General features: G+C 67.3%; 18 protein-coding genes. 7 read left to right on the top strand and 11 right to left on the bottom strand.

Annotated features, from left to right (window positions below; all coding sequences use genetic code 11):
• Positions 1-11 precede the first annotated feature (11 nt).
• From NA12_RS01370 to NA12_RS01390, 5 genes are read right to left on the bottom strand one after another with little or no spacing between them, the layout of a single operon-like run.
• Positions 12-851, bottom strand: coding sequence for a TauD/TfdA dioxygenase family protein (locus tag NA12_RS01370; RefSeq protein WP_067445014.1), 840 nt, complete (start codon positions 849-851; stop codon positions 12-14).
• A gap of 20 nt (positions 852-871) precedes the next feature.
• A complete protein-coding gene (locus NA12_RS01375) occupies positions 872-1,207 on the bottom strand; it encodes a hypothetical protein (protein ID WP_067445018.1) in 336 nt (111 codons plus the stop codon).
• Complete coding sequence (locus tag NA12_RS01380; protein WP_067445021.1) at positions 1,204-2,511, bottom strand: aromatic ring-hydroxylating oxygenase subunit alpha; 1,308 nt, start codon at positions 2,509-2,511, stop codon at positions 1,204-1,206. Before NA12_RS01380 ends, NA12_RS01375 begins: the two co-directional genes overlap by 4 nt.
• Positions 2,508-3,095: a carboxymuconolactone decarboxylase family protein gene (locus tag NA12_RS01385; protein WP_067445025.1), complete on the bottom strand. Its 588-nt coding sequence runs from the start codon at positions 3,093-3,095 to the stop codon at positions 2,508-2,510. Before NA12_RS01385 ends, NA12_RS01380 begins: the two co-directional genes overlap by 4 nt.
• Positions 3,092-3,886, bottom strand: coding sequence for an SDR family NAD(P)-dependent oxidoreductase (locus NA12_RS01390; RefSeq protein WP_067445029.1), 795 nt, complete (start codon positions 3,884-3,886; stop codon positions 3,092-3,094). Before NA12_RS01390 ends, NA12_RS01385 begins: the two co-directional genes overlap by 4 nt.
• 364 nt (positions 3,887-4,250) lie before the next feature.
• Here NA12_RS01390 and NA12_RS01395 point away from each other — a divergent pair, with 364 nt between their 5' ends.
• The 4 genes from NA12_RS01395 (at position 4,251) to NA12_RS01410 (ending at position 8,742) form a co-directional block, all read left to right on the top strand.
• Positions 4,251-4,850 carry a TetR/AcrR family transcriptional regulator gene (locus NA12_RS01395; RefSeq protein ID WP_067445032.1) on the top strand — a complete coding sequence of 200 codons (600 nt, stop codon included), beginning with the start codon at positions 4,251-4,253 and terminating at the stop codon, positions 4,848-4,850.
• A 113-nt stretch (positions 4,851-4,963) separates the two neighbouring features.
• A complete protein-coding gene (locus tag NA12_RS01400) occupies positions 4,964-6,487 on the top strand; it encodes an LVIVD repeat-containing protein (RefSeq protein WP_067445035.1) in 1,524 nt (507 codons plus the stop codon).
• The gene (locus tag NA12_RS01405) at positions 6,484-7,107 is read left to right on the top strand and encodes a DUF305 domain-containing protein (RefSeq protein WP_067445038.1); all 624 of its coding nucleotides are present in this window, start codon (positions 6,484-6,486) and stop codon (positions 7,105-7,107) included. The genes NA12_RS01400 and NA12_RS01405 overlap by 4 nt, the downstream gene beginning before the upstream one ends.
• Before the next feature lie 39 nt (positions 7,108-7,146).
• Positions 7,147-8,742 carry a GMC oxidoreductase gene (locus NA12_RS01410; RefSeq protein WP_067445041.1) on the top strand — a complete coding sequence of 532 codons (1,596 nt, stop codon included), beginning with the start codon at positions 7,147-7,149 and terminating at the stop codon, positions 8,740-8,742.
• 63 nt (positions 8,743-8,805) lie between these two features.
• On the opposite strand, the gene NA12_RS01415 is transcribed toward NA12_RS01410, so the two are convergent.
• A complete protein-coding gene (locus NA12_RS01415; RefSeq protein WP_132369825.1) occupies positions 8,806-10,047 on the bottom strand; it encodes a PucR family transcriptional regulator in 1,242 nt (413 codons plus the stop codon).
• 298 nt (positions 10,048-10,345) lie between these two features.
• Here NA12_RS01415 and NA12_RS01420 point away from each other — a divergent pair, with 298 nt between their 5' ends.
• Positions 10,346-10,903, top strand: coding sequence for a TetR/AcrR family transcriptional regulator (locus tag NA12_RS01420; RefSeq protein WP_067445047.1), 558 nt, complete (start codon positions 10,346-10,348; stop codon positions 10,901-10,903).
• A gap of 55 nt (positions 10,904-10,958) precedes the next feature.
• Here NA12_RS01420 and NA12_RS01425 read toward each other — a convergent pair whose 3' ends face one another.
• A complete protein-coding gene (locus NA12_RS01425) occupies positions 10,959-11,807 on the bottom strand; it encodes an AraC family transcriptional regulator (RefSeq protein WP_067445050.1) in 849 nt (282 codons plus the stop codon).
• A gap of 59 nt (positions 11,808-11,866) precedes the next feature.
• On the opposite strand from NA12_RS01425, the gene NA12_RS01430 reads away from it, so the two are divergent.
• Positions 11,867-13,135 (top strand): amidohydrolase family protein, encoded by a 1,269-nt coding sequence (locus tag NA12_RS01430; protein ID WP_067445054.1) that lies wholly within the window; start codon positions 11,867-11,869, stop codon positions 13,133-13,135.
• A gap of 40 nt (positions 13,136-13,175) precedes the next feature.
• On the opposite strand, the gene NA12_RS01435 is transcribed toward NA12_RS01430, so the two are convergent.
• On the bottom strand, positions 13,176-13,784 hold the full coding sequence (locus tag NA12_RS01435) for a TetR/AcrR family transcriptional regulator (protein ID WP_067445057.1): 609 nt from the start codon (positions 13,782-13,784) through the stop codon (positions 13,176-13,178).
• A gap of 106 nt (positions 13,785-13,890) precedes the next feature.
• On the opposite strand from NA12_RS01435, the gene NA12_RS01440 reads away from it, so the two are divergent.
• On the top strand, positions 13,891-15,480 hold the full coding sequence (locus NA12_RS01440) for an MFS transporter (RefSeq protein WP_067445058.1): 1,590 nt from the start codon (positions 13,891-13,893) through the stop codon (positions 15,478-15,480).
• 155 nt (positions 15,481-15,635) lie between these two features.
• Here NA12_RS01440 and NA12_RS01445 read toward each other — a convergent pair whose 3' ends face one another.
• From NA12_RS01445 to NA12_RS01455, 3 genes are all read right to left on the bottom strand, one after another.
• Positions 15,636-16,133 carry a MarR family winged helix-turn-helix transcriptional regulator gene (locus tag NA12_RS01445; protein WP_067445061.1) on the bottom strand — a complete coding sequence of 166 codons (498 nt, stop codon included), beginning with the start codon at positions 16,131-16,133 and terminating at the stop codon, positions 15,636-15,638.
• A 103-nt stretch (positions 16,134-16,236) separates the two neighbouring features.
• Complete coding sequence (locus tag NA12_RS01450; protein WP_067445064.1) at positions 16,237-17,061, bottom strand: enoyl-CoA hydratase-related protein; 825 nt, start codon at positions 17,059-17,061, stop codon at positions 16,237-16,239.
• A gap of 14 nt (positions 17,062-17,075) precedes the next feature.
• On the bottom strand, positions 17,076-17,696 hold the full coding sequence (locus NA12_RS01455) for a QsdR family transcriptional regulator (protein WP_084472261.1): 621 nt from the start codon (positions 17,694-17,696) through the stop codon (positions 17,076-17,078).
• Between the last annotated feature and the right edge of the window lie 2 nt (positions 17,697-17,698).

The following is a 17,698-nucleotide window of genomic DNA, read 5'->3' on the forward strand; positions in this document are numbered from 1 at the left end:
GTATCGGTGGGCTATTCGATCGGTTCTTCACCGAGCACCGTGGTGCGCAACATCTCTCGCGCGGAACCCGACGGGTAGGGCGCGGCGCGGTGGATGACACCGCGGTTGTCCCAGATCACCGTGTCCCCGACCGCCCAGGTGTGGCGGTAGACGCGGTCGGGTGCGGTGCAGCGGTTCAGCAGTCCGTCGAGCAGGGCCCGGCTCTCGTCGGCGGGCATTCCGACCACGTGATCGGTCGACGCGCCGAGAACCAGCGAGCGCCGTCCGGTTTTGTGTGTCCAGATCAGCGGGTGTTCCTTGATCGGACGTCGGCGCCACGCCACCAGCTGTTCGGGCGTCGGGTCCGCGTTCACCCCGCGCTGCGACGCCTCGAGCGAATGCACCACGCGCAAGGACCGCAGCGACGTCTGCTCCTCCGTGGTCAAGTCGTCGAAAGCCTTGTAGGTGCTGGCGAATTCGGTCTCACCGCCGGTGGCGGCGACGGCCTTGGCGGTGAGCACGGTCGCCATCTGCGGGTACGCGTCGTCTTCGGGCGTGCAGCCGTCGATATGCCAGTCGAAGGTCGCGCGCAGATAGCTCGCCGACGAGTTCTTGGTGGTGTCGAGGCTGACCCGGTAGATGCCCTCCACCGGATGGTGCCCGGGGGAGATGTCCACCTGTCCGAGCGTGCGGCAGAACGCCACCTGGGTTTCGGGGTCCAGATGCAGGTCCCGGAAGACCAGCACTCCGTTCTCCTCGAGGGCCGACATCACGGTCGCGGCGACGCTGCTGTCGCTGAGCAATTGCTCGCGCCGAACGCCGATGACCTCGGCTCCGACGGCCTGGCCGAGTTTCTCGATGGTAATCGTCATGATGAAAGTTCCTTCGTGTCCTACGGCCAGGGAGCGCTGACGCGCGCGAGTTCGGCGTCGGCGCTGTCGACGGGCTTGGGTTGTTGGAAGATCTCGACGGCCATCGCGACCATCACCAGCGAATACACCAGGTGCAGCAGGTGTATCGCGTCCTCGGGCAATTCCTCGAGCGAGAACTTGTCGCAGTAGGACAGGGCGTCCTCGACGCGCGGGAAGCACGCGTCGTAGAAGTCGATCAATTCCTGCATGGGGCTGGCCAGGCGGCGGGCGTAGCGCTCGGCTTCGGTCGGCAGGCACCAGTCGACGGCGAACCGTTCGAGGTCGGCGAAGGCGGGCGGCAGCATGGTCGATGTCATCGCGCATCCGCCCCGGCCAGATCGTGCCGGTACACGTCGACCCAGTCGGCGACGGCCTTGTGGAAGTGGCGCACCAGGATTTCCTGATCATTGACCGGGAAGTGGGTCATGCCGGCGGTGCGATAGGCCGATTCCAGCGCGGTCTGGGTGCCGGTGAGCATGCCCGCGTCCTGGAGTGCGAACTCCTTGAAGACGACCGAGGCGACCTCGTGCTCGACCCTTTCGCGCACTGTGCGCGCGGGCTGAAAGCACAACATTCCCTCGAACCGATGGGAATTGTAGGAGGTCGGCCAATAGCGGTAGAGCAGATACCAGCCGCGGTAGATGAGGATCTCGATATTGGGGAAGATCTGGAAGTTGTCGATACCCCACGGCTCGATCCGGCCGGGATTCAAGCCCTTGGGCAGCTCGCCCAGCTCCGGCGACTCCCACGGGCCGACCAGGCCACTACGGGTCACCCGTTCGATCGGGTACATGAACTCCGCCGGCAATGTCCAGCGTCGCGCGCCGCCGGTGGAGACCATCCGATGGGGGCCGTCGACCTGGAAATGCGCGCACTCGAAACCCTTGCCCGGGGTGCGCACCGCGCTGGGAACCTGCTGCGAGTGCAGCCCGGGCACGTGGTAGTACTCCTGGAACGCGTCGGCGAACAACTTCCAGTTACTCTGGTTGTCGGCGCTGAATTCGTACCATTCGGTCATCTTGTCGAACGGGTAGCCATCCAGATCGGTGATCATCGGGCCGAGGAATTCTCGCAGTGTCTGCCGGGGCGTGGCGTCGAGGTTGACGAAGATGAAGCCGGCCCACACGTCGCAGTGCACCGGACTCAGGCCGAGCTGCGATTTATCGAGGTCGAAGAACTCGTTCTCCTGCTGGACGAAGCTCAGTGCGCCGTCGAGACCGTAGCGCCAACCGTGGTATTTGCAGGTGAACTGGCGGCATATTCCCGAGGTCTCCTCTTTGGGAAACTCGTTCCAGACGAGCTTGTTCCCGCGATGGCGACACACATTGTGGAAGGCCTTGACCGAACCGTCGTGATCACGCACCACGATGAGCGACGCGCGCGCCACATCGAGTTCTTTGGTGAAGTAGCTGCCGGTCTTCGGTACCTGTTCCACCCGACCCACATTGAGCCAGGCGCGTTTGAAGATGGCCTCGCGCTCGAGTTCGAAGAATTCGGGCGACACCGAATCCTCGAACGACATCATCGACGTGCCGAGCTCGGGATAGTGCTGGGTCCAGGTGCCTTCGGGTGGTCTCGGCCATTGATGTGGCGCGGCCGGTTCGTTGACGACTTTGCTCATGGTCGTTCCTCCTGTTCGGGGTCCGGTTGCAGGGCGACGCTGTTGAACACCATCGCCAGGCAGAGGTAGGAGCCCGCGACGAACAACAGCTCGATCAGTTGCCGACTGTCGAAGTCGAGTTCGAGCTGCGCCCAGGTGGCGTCGTCGACGCGATGTGACTCCAGCAGTTGGTCGGTCATGGCCAGCAGGGCGCGCTGCCTCGGTGACCACACCGGTGCCCGCGGTCCGTCGCGCACCGCCTCGAGCTGCTCCGCGGTGAGGCCGAGACCCGTGGCGATCCGAACGTGCTGTGCCCATTCGTATTCCGATTCGGTGCGCCACGCGACGCGCAGGATCACCAGTTCGCGGTCACCCGGGTCGATGGTGGGGTGCTCGAGCAGCAGGCCGTTGTAGGCCAGCCACGCACCGGCCAGCTCGGAATGGTGGGCCAGCACGCCGAGGATGCCCGGCATCGGTGGCGCGTCGGGCGCCCCGGAGAGATAGCGGTCGGCCGATTTCACGTGTCCGCGCATCATCGCGCGCGCGTCCTCGCTCCACTCCCGCACCGGCAGGGGCGCGAGCCGGGGAGCGGCGGACCGTTTCATATCACCGACCCACCGTTGACGCCGAGGACCTGCCCGGTGATGTAGCCGGCCTGTTCCGAACACAGGAAGACACACGCGGCGGCGATGTCCTCACCGGTGCCCAGGTGCCCGACCGGAATGGCCTTGGCCATGACGGCACTCGCGGGCAGATGCCCGGCCGCCTGCGACTGGCGCGACATGGGCGTGTCGATGCCCGACGGCGGAATCGTATTGACGGTGATGCCGGCGGCGGCGTATTCACGCGCCAATGCCTTCGTCATCGCGACGACCGCCCCTTTGGAGGCGGTGTAGTGCACCATGCCCGGCGAGCCGCGTTGCGCGCTCGACGACGAGATCGTCACGATGCGACCCCATCCGGTGGCCACCATGTCCGAGACAACGGCTTGCGTGCAGTGGAAAACCCCGTTCAGGTTCACGTCGACGACGCGGTTCCACGCCTGCTCGGTGATGTCGGTGAACGGCGCGAAATCGACGGAACCCGCACTGGTGACAAGGATTTCGATCGCGCCGAACTCCGCGCGCACCTTGCCGATCGCCTCCCGAACCGCGTCTCGATCGGTGACATCGACCGCGCAGGCCATCGCCGTCGCACCGGCGGCGCGCAACTGTTCGGCGACGCGCTGGGCGGCCGCGCCGTCCACGTCGAGCACCGCGACCCGATGTCCGGCATCGGCGAGCGCCTCGCAGATGGACAGCCCCATCCCGGACGCTCCGCCGGTCACCACCGCAACCCGGGCTGATGCCGACCGGTCGCCGACCGGCTCCGAAACCGTTGTGGCTGTGTTGCTCATAGGTGTTCCTCTGCTCGTCGGCGAGATGGGCGATCGCCGGATCCGGGGACGGAAAGTCGTCGGCGCGCGGAGACGTGCTGCGCGGAATGGGCGGGTCGCGATGGACCGGCCGTCGGTGGGCTACTGGAGTGGCCGAGAAGGCCGTTTCCTTTGTTAATCGAGTGCTCAACTTGAGCGAGTGATTAAGATATACGTGACGGCGATCACCACTGTCAAGAGTCGGATTCTCGATCCGGTCTTGCCGACGATTACGACCCCGCACGGTCGTAAGCTGGTGAACCCCAACATCGCTGGGCGCCCTCGATCATGAATAGCGATCCACGCGGCAGGCCGAGCGCCTCTCGCACGACAGACAGGTCTGCATGTGAAGCCCGAGCACAACTCCGACGCCGAGAACTCCACGTCGCGCTCCGCGCTGCTGGAGGCGGCCGAGCACATCATGTTGGAGGAGGGCTACGCCGCCGTCAGTTCCCGGCGCCTCGGTACCAGGGCCGGGGTGAATCCCGCGCTCGTCTACTACTACTTCGGCAACATGGACAGCTTGTTCGTCGAACTGTTCCGGCGGGGCGCCGACGCCAGCTACGAACGTCAGCTGCGCGCGCTGGCCTCGGCTCAGCCGTTATGGGCGCTGTGGGACTCCATTCACGATCAGTCGCACACCGCCCTGACGATGGAATTCGTTGCCCTGGCGAACCATCGCAAGGCGATCAGGGCCGAGATCTCCGAATCCTCGCGGCGATTCCGCTCGCTTCAGCTCGAGGCCGTGGCGAAGATCCTCGCCGACTACGGTGCCGTCGCGGCCCGCTACACGCCCGGCGCCCTGGTGTTGCTGATGTCGAGCATCTCGCGCTTCCTGCGGATGGAGGAGGCCTTCGACGTCGACACCGGCCACGCCGATGTCGTCGACCTCATCGAGTCGTTCTTGCGTGAGGTCGAAGGGGAGCGCAGCGACCGAGTGCGCTGAAAAGCGATTTCCCGATTCCCGGTTCCCGGCGTTTCTCGAGTGGTACCGTCTGCGATCAGTAACACGGTTACTACTCGAGAAAGGCGCCCTCACGTGGGGCGACAACAGCACAGATGATCACTTTTTCTGCCCGTGCGCATCGGCGCGCCGGACTGATACTGGCCGCCGCGCTGCTGGCCTCGATCGGTGCGGTGACCGCGCATTCCGCGCCGTCCGCGACCCGCGTCGACTGTCTGCCCGGTTCGGCTCCCGAACCCGGCCTCCAGGGCGACGTTTCCGCCGCCGACCGCGACAGCGGTCGTTCTCGGGACGGGTTCCGGTGCAATATGCGGCTACTCGGTGCCGCGGGCGGACAGGGCGGTGGCATCACCTCGGTGACCTTCGAGCACTGCGCCTACATCGGCACACTCTTTCCCGGCCACCAGCTCGGACCGGACAGCGGCGTGCGGGTCCTTGACGTGCGGGACCCGGCCGCGCCCGTGCACACCGCGACGCTGACCGAGCCCGCGATGCAGGCGGGAACCTGGGAGAGTCTGAAAGTCAACAAGACTCGCAAACTCCTGGTCGGCGCGGGTGTCCCGTTCCTGACCGGCGCGGGCCTGCTCTCGGTCTACGACATCAGCGACTGCGCGCATCCACGCCTGCTGAATCCGGGCGTCGGAACCGATCCGTCCCGACCCCTGCCGATCATCGCGCACGAGGGCGGCTTCTCCCCGGACGGTCGCACCTATTGGAGTTCGGGCACCGCGCCGGGCCTGCTCAGCGCGGTAGACCTGACCGACCCGGCGAATCCGCGGGTGGTGTGGCAGGGGTTGCCCGGGCTGTCCATGCACGGGGTCGGCATCTCGCCCGACGGCAACCGCCTCTACCTGGCGAACAATTTCGGCGGGATGAAGATCCTCGACATCAGCGCGGTCCAGCGGCGCGACCTCGCGCCGCAGGTTCCCGAGCTCGCTGATCTGACGTGGACGGACGGCTGGGCGACACAGCACGCCGTTCCGGTGACCTACGGGGGAGTGCCCCACGTGTTCGCCGTCGACGAAGCCGGATCCGGTGGGGTCAAACTCATCGATGTCTCCGACGAGCGTCACCCACGGATCGTTCGTTCGATCAAGCTCGAGATCAACCTGCCCGAAAACCAGGACTCGATGCTCGCCTCGGCCGCGGGCGGCTCGGTGTTCTCCTACGACGCGCACTACTGCGCGGCCGACCGGCCCGCCGATCCCACGGCCTTGGCGTGCGGCTGGACTTCGTCGGGAATCCGCGTCTTCGATGTGCGTGACCCCGGAAACGTCACCGAGATCGGCTATTTCAACCCGCCCGCCCGGACGGGGGAGAACGAGGCGCTGTCGAACTCGCCGCATGCGCTCTCCTCGATCATCGGCCTGCCGATCCTGTCGGCACCCTCGGTCGCGCAGGCGATCCTGGGGGGCGAATTCGATCCCGCGCAGGCGCTGAGCCCCCGGACCGGAATGGCGGCCTCCGGTGACCTGTCCACCGACTGGTGCTTCTCGCCGCCGGAATGGCGCGGAAACCAGCTCTGGACCACCTGCGCCGACAACGGATTCATGGCGCTGGAGCTGTCACCCCAGGTCTACTCCCCGCCGCCCGATCAGAACTCGACCACCGGATCATGAATCGGCGCAGCGGTTTCCGCTCGGCCGGGCTCGCCGGGCTCGCCCTGCTACTGCTCGTGATGGGTGCGGCCCTGCGACCCGTGCTGCCCGCCGGCGCCACCGCCCCGGCGGTTCTGAACGAGATCGAGATCGGTTTCGTGCAGGACATGGTGGCCCACCACGGCCAAGCGCTGGCGCTCACCCAGCGACTCGACACCGACGCCGATCCGTTCGTCGTCGGTCTGGCCCGGCAGATCGCCGACGGCCAGCGAACCGAACTGGGCATGTTGCTCGGCTGGCTCCGGTTGGCCGGTGCGCCCGTCGTCAATGCGCGCCAGATGGCGTGGATGCCGAAGATGGCTGGAACGCACCACCATTCGGCCGGCGATCTGTCCCCGACGATGCCGGGAACGGCTTCGGCTGCCGAGCTGGACGAACTCGCTGCCGCGCGCGGCGTCCAGGCCGAAATCGCTTTCCTGCGACTGATGCGTCGCCACCACGCCGGCGCCGTCGAGATGGCCGCCGCGGCGGACGCCGTACTCACCGATGGTGAGGTGCGACGCAGCGCCCGCGAGATGGTGCGCACCCAGGGGCAGGAAATCGGGCTGATGACTCTCCTACTGGACCGGCGCGGGGACTGACCCGTGCGCGGACAACAACGACTCGAAGAAAGTGCTGCTATGCCTACGATGACCCGCCGTTCCCTGTTCAGTGGTGCCGCCGCCGCGGGCTTGCTGCTCGCCTCCTCGCGCGCCGCCGCCGCGGAGAACGGGATCGCCGCCCGCACCGGTGGTGTCCCGCTGACCAGGGAGGAGCGCCGGGTGGTGGTGATCGGCTCCGGCTTCGGCGGTGGCGTCACCGCGCTGCGGCTGGCTCAGGCCGGGGTGCCGGTGCTGATGCTCGAGCGCGGCAAGCGCTGGGTCACCGGGCCGAACGCGGAGACTTTCCCGCATGCCACCCAGCCCGACAAGCGGTTGCTCTGGCATCGCTCCAGCCCGTCGCTGTTCGGTACGCCACTGGTGTTCGAGCCCTATACCGGACTGGTCGAAGCCGTCGCGGGCAGCGGGATGACGGCGCTGTGCGCGGCCGGTCTCGGTGGCGGATCGCTGGTGTATCAGGGCATGTCGCTGCAGCCGACCCGCGAGGTGTTCGAAACGCACTTCCCGGCCGGGCTGAACTGGCAGCAGATGGACCAGGTGTACTACCCCCGCGTCGCGCGCATGCTCGGCCTCGCCACCGCGCCCGACGAGCTGGTCAACAGCGCGCCTTACGCGGCCGCGCGGGTCTTCGCCGATCGGGTGCGCGGGGCCGGGATGCCGCTGTCGAAGATCCCGATGCCGATCGACTGGAACTACGCGCTCGCCGAATTGCGTGGGGAGATGAAGCCGTCCTACACCAACGGTGACGGTGCGATGGGCGTGAACAACGGCGGCAAGAACACCGTCGATGTCACCTATGTCGCGGCCGCGGAGGCGACCGGGAAGGTGGACGTGCAGACCCTGCACGAGGTCACCGACATCGAGCGGGCGCCCGACGGTCGCTGGGTGGTGCGGGTCGACCGGGTCGACACCGCGGGTGTCGTTCAGGAGAACAAGATCATCACCACGGGCACCCTGGTGCTCGCCGCGGGCAGCCTCAACACCACCCGCCTGCTGGTGCGGGCCGGCGCCACGGGCGCGATCCCGGATCTGCCCGACGAACTGGGCAAGGGCTGGGGCACCAACGCCGACCGCATCTATGTCTGGCGCGATCCGGCGGCGGGATTCGGTTCCGCGCAGGGTGGTCCGGTGGTCTACGGCAGCAAGAACTGGGACGATCCGCACTCGGCGTTCACGGTGATCCAGGCGTCGCTGCCGCCGCTGTCGCTGGACGCGGGCGCCACCATGATGGTCGGTTACGGCGTGAGCGAGAGCCGCGGCGAATTCGTCTACGACGCGGGCTCGGATGCCGCGACACTGCGCTGGCCGTCCGACGGCGACCAGGCTATCCAGGTGGGCCACATCGACCCCGCCGTGCGCCGGATCGCGGGACCGAGCGCGCAGTTGCTCGACACCAACGCGGTCTTCCCATCGACGTGGCACCCGCTCGGCGGCGCGAACATGGACAGCGTGTGCGACCTGGACGGCCGAGTGCGTGGTCAGCGCGGCCTCTATGTGCTCGACGGCGCCCTCATGCCCGGCAACACCGCGGCGTGCAACCCGTCCATGACCATCGCCGCGATCGCCGAACGCGCGGTGGATGTCCTGGTGCGCACCGATGTGGGTTCGGTGATCTGAGCGGTTCGCCGGAGAGAACCGGTTGGGCGCGTCGTCACGGCGCGCCCAACCGGGCACGGGCGGCTACGGCGCCGGGAGCAGTTCCTCGCCGTAGACCCTGAGGCAGCGCAGCGCCAGCTCGATGTGGACCCGTCGGGCCTCGATCGGATGGCCCAGGCGGCGCTCCGCCTGCTTGAGCCGATACCTGACCGTATTGCCGTGCACGCCGAGCCGACTCGCGGTCGCGTCGATATTGCCTCCGGCGTAGAAGAATTCGCACACTGTGTCGCGAAGGCGGGCGCATTGCTCGCTGCGATCGGCGAGCTGGCCGAGTTCGCGCTCGACGAGCGCGCGCACGGATGCGATGTCACCGTCGCCGGTGAGCAGACACACCAGCTCGACGTCCTGGTACGCGGTGACCGCGGTGGCGTGCTTGGCGCTGGTCGCGATCCGCGCGGCGGCGCCGGCTTCCAGATGGCTGCGCCGAAAGCCCGCCAGGCCGGGGCGCGGCGTACCGATCGCCACATGGATGTGTGCGTTCGGCGGCACCGGCACATCGGCGATGTTCGCCGGCGGGGGTGTGGCGATCCAGGCCCACAGGCCGTGGACGCCGCTGCTGATCAGCAGCGGCGCGGGCGCCCCGAGCGCGTGCGCGATCCGGGCGGCGTATTCACGGAGCAGGCCGGTGGCGTGTCGAGCGGGCACTTCGGGGTCGGTCCAGAGGATGAGCGCGACCTGGACGTTGTCCATCGGGTGTCCGAGGTTGTCGGGCGAATCGGCGGGTGGCGCCGGCTCACCGCGCAGGATCGCCTGCACGATCTCGGTGCGCTGCGCATCGGAGTTGCGGGTGTGGTGCTCGCGCTCGTTCATGTACGCGGCGACGATGCCGTCGAGACAGGTGTCGAGCCACAGGGTGCTGTGCTCCCAGAAGATGACCAGCACGGCCCCGCGCAGCGCGGGATCGGAGATCTGCTGGTGAAGCACCTCGGTGATGTATCGCCACAGCCCCCGCTGCGCGGCTCGGTAGGTTTTGAGCAGTATGTCCACGCCGTAGCCGCGGCGAGCGATGGTCCGCGCGCCGTCCACGGCCTCGGCGGGCGGGCGCGCTTCGAACGGCGTGCGCCCGATCACCGTGAGAAAGCCCAACCAGTGGGCTCTGGTGGCCGCCCGGACTTCCCGATGGACTTCGATATCGGCGAGGTAGTGCGGGAAGGTTTCCCCGATCGCGGCATCGACGGCGGCCAGGATCAGCTCGCATTCGGTCTCGGATCGCATCCGCAGGGCGAAGGCCGAGAGCCAAGTGAGGGCCGCTGATCTGTCCTCCACGGGGGCGAGCGTCGGCTCGCGAAGGTGGCGGTCCGTGCGTGGGGTCGCCGTCCTCACCGCGCGGTCGGGCGGTAGTGGGATCGGGTCGGCTGCACGCGGCGCGCGGATGTGTTGTCGGAGAGTGCGAATGCCGGCATAGTCGCATCTTAGCGCAACCGGACTGTCATGTCCGGATGGCTCGCGGTCCACGTTCTGTACAAACGTGGTGTGCAAAGTTGTCCGGTGGGCGCGCACTCGATCAGCGGCTACGGCGTCGTTCGGTACCGGACCGGATCTGCTGATGGGTAACGTTGTCCGGATGACAACGCCACGTCGCACCAACAGGGGGCCCGCAGCTGCCGCGGGAAATCGGGTCGCCCTGCTGGTCGCGGCGAAGGCGGCGTTCGCCGAACACGGCCTCGATGTTCCGATGAACCTGATCGCGCGCACGGCGGGTGTGGGTCAGGGCAGTCTGTATCGACATTTTCCGAGCCGCGAGGCGATCATTCTCGCGGTCTTCGAGGAGAACCTCGACCAGTTGGAGGCGATGGTCGCCAACGTCGAGTCGACCCTGGACGAACTGCTGACGGAGATGTTCGACCAGATCGTCGAGGTCGCGGTGCTGTTCGACCTGTTCCGGGTCGCGGACAGCAGCGATCCACGTCTGGCGGGCATCATCGCCCGCCTCTACGCCCTGCTCGACGAGAAACTCGCCGATGACAGTAGTCGCGGCAGCGTGCGCAGGGGCGTCACCGCCGAGGAGATCTTCCTCGCCGTGGGAATGCTGGCAGCGTTGCTCAACAAGACGCCCGAAGGCGAACGGGCATCGGTGGCGGGCAAATGTCGGGGACTGCTGGTACACGCCCTGTACGACTAGTGGGGCGCGACGGCATCTGCCGATGTCGTGGTCCGGCGCCGGTGTGAGCGGCTGGTCAGGCGCCGCTCGCACCGGCGTGATAGCCCGTCGCGCTGCGCCGACTGTAGGCCGACGGTGACCGACCACAGAACTCGGTGAATGCGCGGGTGAACGAACTCGCGTTGTCGAATCCGACGGCACGGGCGGTCTCCTGCACGCTCTGTCCCGGTGAGGCCAGCAGCGCCATGGCGCGCAACATCCGGGCGTGCAGCAGGTAGGTGCGCCACGAGCACCCCGCGTGCGCTTCGAACAGGCGCCGCAGTGTGCGGTCGGAAACCGCGCAGGCCCGGCTGACCTCGGCGATGGTGACCTCGTGGAGATGTTCTTTGGTGTGGGTCATGGCCGCGTGGACGATCGGATGGTCGGAGACCGGGAGATTGAGCAGGGCCTCATCGGAGTCGATGGCATCGAGTACGAGGTCGCCCAGCGTGCGGAAATAGCGTTCGGCCCTCGGCTCGTCGGACAACCGATCGATCGGCCAGCGCTGGGCGTAGATGATCATCTCGCGGATGAGCTGGGACACATTGAGGACCGCGGCGCGGGAGCCGTCGAAGGGGATCAACTCCGGATCGAACATCACCGCCACGCACTGCACGTTGGCGCTCATCGTCGCCCGATGGCGCAGACCGGACGGAATCCACACCGCCTGCTGTGGGGGCAACAGGTAGTGCGTGGTCGCGGTTTCCACCTCCACCACGCCGCCGACCGCGTACTCGATCTGATGCATGTCGTGGCTGTGCCAGGTGGTCACGAAGTGACCACCTGCGTAGAGATGGCTACCGGCCCGCACCGCCGCGCTGCGGCGAAGGTGGGCAACATTGGCCGATTCTGCATGAGGTATGGCCGAATGTGTAGAGGCGGTCATGGTTGCGCAGAGTACAACAAAGGTATCCCTTTGTGACAGGAACCACTCGAGGAGTGAGAATGAAGATCGATGACATGGTCCTGGTGAGCATCGATGACCATGTGGTGGAACCGCCCGACATGTTCGCGCGGCACGTCCCCGCGAAATACGTCGATGAGGCACCGAAGGTCATCGTGACCGAGCAGGGTGTCGACCAGTGGGTCTACCAGGGCAATCCGACCGGCGTCAGCGGTTTGAACGCGGTCGTGTCGTGGCCGGCCGAGGAGTGGGGCCGCGATCCGGCCCGCTTCGCCGAGATGCGCCCCGGCGTCTACGACATCCACGAGCGGGTTCGTGACATGGATCGCAACGGCATCATCGGCTCGATGTGCTTCCCGACCTTCACCGGATTCTCCGCGCGCCACCTCAACCAGCACCAGGCCGAGGTCACCATCGTCATGGTGCGGGCCTACAACGACTGGCACATCGACGAATGGTGCGGCGCCTACCCCGACCGCTTCCTCCCGCTGGCGCTCATGCCGACCTGGAACGTGGAAGCCATGTGCGCCGAGATCAAGCGCGTCGCTGCCAAGGGGTGCCGCGCCGTCACTATGCCGGAGATCCCGCACCTCGAGGGTCTGCCCAGCTACCACGACATCGACTACTGGGGTCCGGTCTTCCAGACACTGTCCGACGAGAACGTGGTGATGTGTCTGCACATCGGCTCCGGATTCGGGGCCATTTCCATGGCCAAGGACGCTCCCATCGACAACCTGATCGTGCTCGCCACCCAGATCTCGGCGATCGCCGCCCAGGATCTGCTGTGGGGGCCCGCGATGCGCGCCTACCCCGATCTGAGGTTCGCCTTCTCCGAGGGCGGCATCGGCTGGATCCCCTTCTACCTCGATCGTTGCGATCGCCACTACACCAATCAGCGCTGGCTGCGGCGTGACTTCGGCGGCAAGCTGCCCAGCGAGGTGTTCAAAGAGCATTCGCTGGCCTGCTACGTCACCGATCCCACCGCGCTGAAACTGCGCCACGAGATCGGTATCGACAACATCGCCTGGGAATGCGACTACCCGCACTCGGACTGCTTCTTCCCGGATGCCGCGGAGAAGGTGCACGGCGAACTCGCGGCTGCCGGGGCCGATGACACCGACGTCGACAAGATCACCTGGCAGAACTCCTGCCGGTTCTTCAACTGGGATCCCTTCGCGGGCAAGAAGCGCGACGAGGTCAACGTCGGGGCGCTGCGGGCCCGTTCGACCGATGTCGACGTGTCCATCCGCTCGCGCGCCGACTGGGCCAAGCTCTACGAGCGCAAGGGTCTGGTGTCCGGCACCCCCTGAGCCGGCGATCGGCGGCGTGCGTGATCGTGGCGCGCGTGGTTCAGGACGTCGACGTAGTCTCGGCGCGCGCCGCGAGAAAGTCGTCGACGATCCGGGCGCAGTCCTGCTGCGTCGTCGCGCGTAAGCCGATGAGCTTGGCGAAAACGAGTGGGCCGACCAATTGCGACAACACGAAGAGGGTGTCGAATTCGCCCAGTTGCCGGTGCGCGTCGGGGGTATCGAGCACCTGGTCGAACGGCACCCGATAGTGGTCGATGATGCGTTGGCGCAGCGAGTTGACGGCCGGATTGTCGGCATTGTGATCGGAGCCGGTCGCCAGCCACGCCAAGGTCGACACCTGCAGTGGCGTGTTCCGTATCGCCTCGGCCTGGCGTTCGAGCAGGGAGATGAGGCGCTCGCGCAGTGGGCCTTCGGGCGGAGTATCCAATACCGACGGCAGCAGTCGTTCCACAGTGGCGGCGCGCAGCTGTACCGCGTTGTCGAAATGCCGGTACAGGGTGGTTCGGGCGACCTTGGACAATCTGGTGACGCGTTCGACGGTGACCGCCTCCAGGCCGCCGTCCTGGAGCAGCGCGGCGGCGGCGTCGAGTAGCCGGGCGCGCGAGCGGACCCGGCGTGGGTCGACCTCGACGGCGTCAGTTCCGCTCATGATGTCCAGTATCGCTGTGCCGGTGGACTATCCCCACGACCTACCTCCCGTCGTGTACTTATGCTACACATAGTAGCGAAGCGATACTAAGAGTAGCGGAGGCCCGATGGTTCCCACCGGACGCGACCGATTGTCCGCCGCCCAGCGCTGGCTGCTGACACTGTCCTGTCTCGCGGTAGTTCTCGTCACCGCCTCGATGGCGGCGCTGTACTCGGCCCTGCCCGCGATCGCGGCCGACACCGGTGCGAGCCAGGCCGAACTCACCTGGATCGTCGACGGTTACACGCTGGCGTTGGCCTGCCTCGTCCTGCCGGGAGGCGCCATCGGCGACAGGTACGGCAGGCGCGTCGTGCTCGTCGTCGGGCTCGTCCTCTTCTCGTTCGCCTCGGCGGCCACCCTGCTGTCCGACAGTCCGACCTGGCTGATCCTCGCGCGGGTCGTGACAGGGATCGGCGCGGCGCTGGTGATGCCGTCCACCCTGTCACTGCTGACCGCCGGGGTTCCCGAGGACCGGCGAGGCAGCGCCGTCGGATTGTGGGCCGGTGTCGCGGGGGTCGGCGCGATCCTCGGCATCCTCGGCTCCGGTGTACTGCTCGAAAACGGTTCCTGGGTTTCGATTTTCATCGGGATGGCGGTCGCCGGTGCGGTGCTCGCGGTGGCTGCCTGCACGCTGCCCGAATCGGTGGACACCTCGAGGCCCGCGATGGACCCACTCGGCGCCGTCACCAGCGCCCTGGCGATCGGCGCGATCGTGCTCGCGGCGATCGAAGTGCCCGCGCGCGGCTGGCTCGATCCGATGGTGATCGCCGCGATCGCGATCGGGCTGAGCTTCGCCCTGGCGTTCGTCGTCATCGAGAGACGGGTCGCGCACCCGCTGCTCGACATCGGACTCTTCGCCGACCGGGGCTTCGGTAGCGGCACCGCGATCGTGACGGTGCAGTTCCTGGTGACCTTCGGTCTGTTCATGCTGATCGTGCAGTATCTCCAGCTCATCATGGGCTTGCGGCCACTGGTCTCGGCGCTGGCGCTCGCCCCGATGGGTATTCCGATGGTGGCGATCTCCGCGTTCGCACCGGCGCTGGCGGCCCGAATCGGACTGCGCATCCCCACTTTCGTGGGATTGTCGGCTATCGGGGCGGGGCTGCTCATGATCGCGCACGTCGACGCCCAGACCTCCTACCTGGATCTGCTCGTCCCGCTGTTGCTGATGAGCGCGGGTATCGGGTTGTGCACCGCGCCCGCCACCGCCGCGATAGTCGACGGCACCCCGGTCGAGAAGCACGGTGTCGCCGCGGCGGTCAACGACGCGGCGCGCGAGGTCGGGGCCGCGATCGGTATCGCGATCGCGGGCAGTGTCCTCGCGGCGGGATATGGTCAGCGCATCGCTCCCGCACTGCCCAACCTGCCCGAGGCCGCGCGCGAACCGGTCGGGGACTCACTCGCGGCGGCGCTTCAGGTAGCCGAGCGTGCGGGAACATCGGGACAGCCGCTGGCCGATTTCGCGAAGGCGGCATTCATTCACGGGATGCAGCAGTCCGCGCTGGTACTCGGCGGGCTGACCATCGGCGTGGCCGTGCTCCTTGCCGTCTGGACGCCGGGCCGCCGCGCCGTCCGCCGGACAACCGGTGCGGTCCGTCGCGAGGCCGTCGTCGAGGCCGGATCGAACAGCGCGACGTCGATCTCCGAGCGGAGCTGAGCCGCGCACGGTTTGCGGGAATCCGCGACGGTGCTTGGGTGGCTGACTATCGGCGCGGCCGCACTCGTCGCGGTCTGGGCACCGAGCCGGCGCCGGACCCGCGAGCCGGTCGAAGTGGTGGCATCGCGAGTGTAGGGAACAGGTTGGCGAGCAACCTATCCCGCGGAGATCGCGACGCTGGTGGCGTGCGAGACACCGTTGATCTCGGTACTCGCGCCGGTGTCGGTTTCGCCGATATGGCTCATGATCACGAGGGCCTGCCGCAGCAGGGAGGCCTGCTCGTCGGAGAGCGTGCTCAACCGCTCGGCGAGCCAGGAATCACGTGCCGCGACCTTGTCGGCCAGCAGGGCCCGACCGGCTCGGGTGGCGGCGACGACGATCTGTCTGCCGTCGGAAGGATGGGGCCTGCGCTCGATCAGTTTCAGCGCGGCCAACGCGTTGATCGTGCGCGTCATCGACGGCGGCCGGACCCCCTCGCTGTGGGCGAGCGCGCCAGAGGACATCGCGCCGTGGCGGACGAGGGTGGTGAGTGCCGAGCGCTGGACCAACGAGATCGGTTGGTCGGTGTGATGCAGACGTAGCAGGCGATCGAGTCGCAGCGTCAGCAGGGACAGGGCTCCGGCCACAGCCGCGGTGTTCGAGTTCGGTGACACATCGTGAACTTTACGAACAAAATCGCCGGCTGTCTCGGCCTGAGATGGTCATGATCATCTCAGGCCGCGGCCTCGCGGTGATCGACGGTAGGTCGGCGCCGATTCAGGACAGCCAATCGTCGAGGTGGGGAAGCTCGGTGGCCACCTGTCCGGTGAAGTGCGGTGGGCGCTTCTGGAGGAAGGACATGATGCCTTCGCGAAGGTCGGAGCTGGCGAAGGCGTAGGAGATCAGGCGCGCGTCGAGGGTGAAGACATCGTCGGGGGTCTTGTCGCCGGACATGGCGACCAGGCCGCGCCGGATGGCGGCTACGGAGACCGGGGCCACCTGGGTTGTCAGTTCGGCGGCGAGGGCCCGAGCTGCGGGCAGGAGTTCTTCGGCGTCGTGCAGGCTGGTGACCAGCCCCGCGGCGAGGGCTTCGTCGGCGCCGAAAACGCGGCCGGTGATCATCCATTCCTTGGCTTTGGCCAGGCCGACGATACGCGGCAGGAACCACAGCGATCCACCCTCGGGAAACAGGCCACGGCGGGCGAAGACGAAACCGAAGCGCGAATCGGTGGCGGCCAGGCGGAAGTCGGCGGCCAGGGTCATGGACAGGCCGACGCCGATGGCGGCGCCCTGCATGGCGACGATGACGGGCTTGTTCAGGTCGGTCATCGGGCGCACGACCCGGGTGGACCATTCGACCCATTCGGGGTCGGTGACGTCCTCGTCGGAGCCGCCCGCCGTCAGATCCATGCCGACGCAGAAATCCCGGCCCTGCGCGGCGAAGATCACCGCACGCACGGCGTCGTCGCGGTCGGCTTCGGTGAAGGCCGCGCCGAGTTCGTCGGCCATCTCGGTGGTGAAACCGTTGCGGGCCTGCGGACGGTTCAGCGTGATGGTGGCGACCGCGTCGTCGACGCTGTATTCGATGGTTCGATAGGTCAATTCGGCTCCTTGGTTCAGCGTGTGCCGGTGGCGGCGGAAACGAGTAGCGAGACCATGGCGGTGGCCTTGCCCGACTGTGGCGGGTCACCGGTGATGATGTCGCTCCAGACGAAAGCTTCGCCGACGCGCACGATCGCATAGGCGAGGTCGCGAACTTCGATCCGCGGATCGAGATCGGGGATCTCGGCCAGGCGTGACGCGGCCCAGTCGATCATGCGGCCCTGCACGACCGTGTAACCGGAAGTCAGCACGCGCAAGCCGTATTCCGGGTCCTCGGCGACGAAGCGGGTCAGCGGCTCGAACGTGCGCACCGTATCCGCGAGGGTGCCGAAGTTGCGGACGAAGCGCCTGGCGGGATCGCCGGGCACGCGCGCGTCGCGTGCCTCGACGCGATCGATCGCCTCGGCGATGATGCGCCAGACCACCTCACCGATGACGACTTCGCGACTTCCCCACCAGCGATACAGCGTGGCGCGGCCGATCCCGCAAGCGCGGGCCAGCTGTTGCATATCGATGCGGCGGCCCTCGAGAAACCACCGGTGCGCGAGGTCGATGACGGCCTCGCGCACCGGTTTCGCGGGCGTGTCCGTCGCCGCCACCTCCGGTGCCGGCGACTGACGTTCGCCGCTGGTCACGA

The sequence above is a fragment of the Nocardia alba NBRC 108234 genome (assembly GCF_001612665.1).
Taxonomy (GTDB): domain Bacteria; phylum Actinomycetota; class Actinomycetes; order Mycobacteriales; family Mycobacteriaceae; genus Nocardia; species Nocardia alba.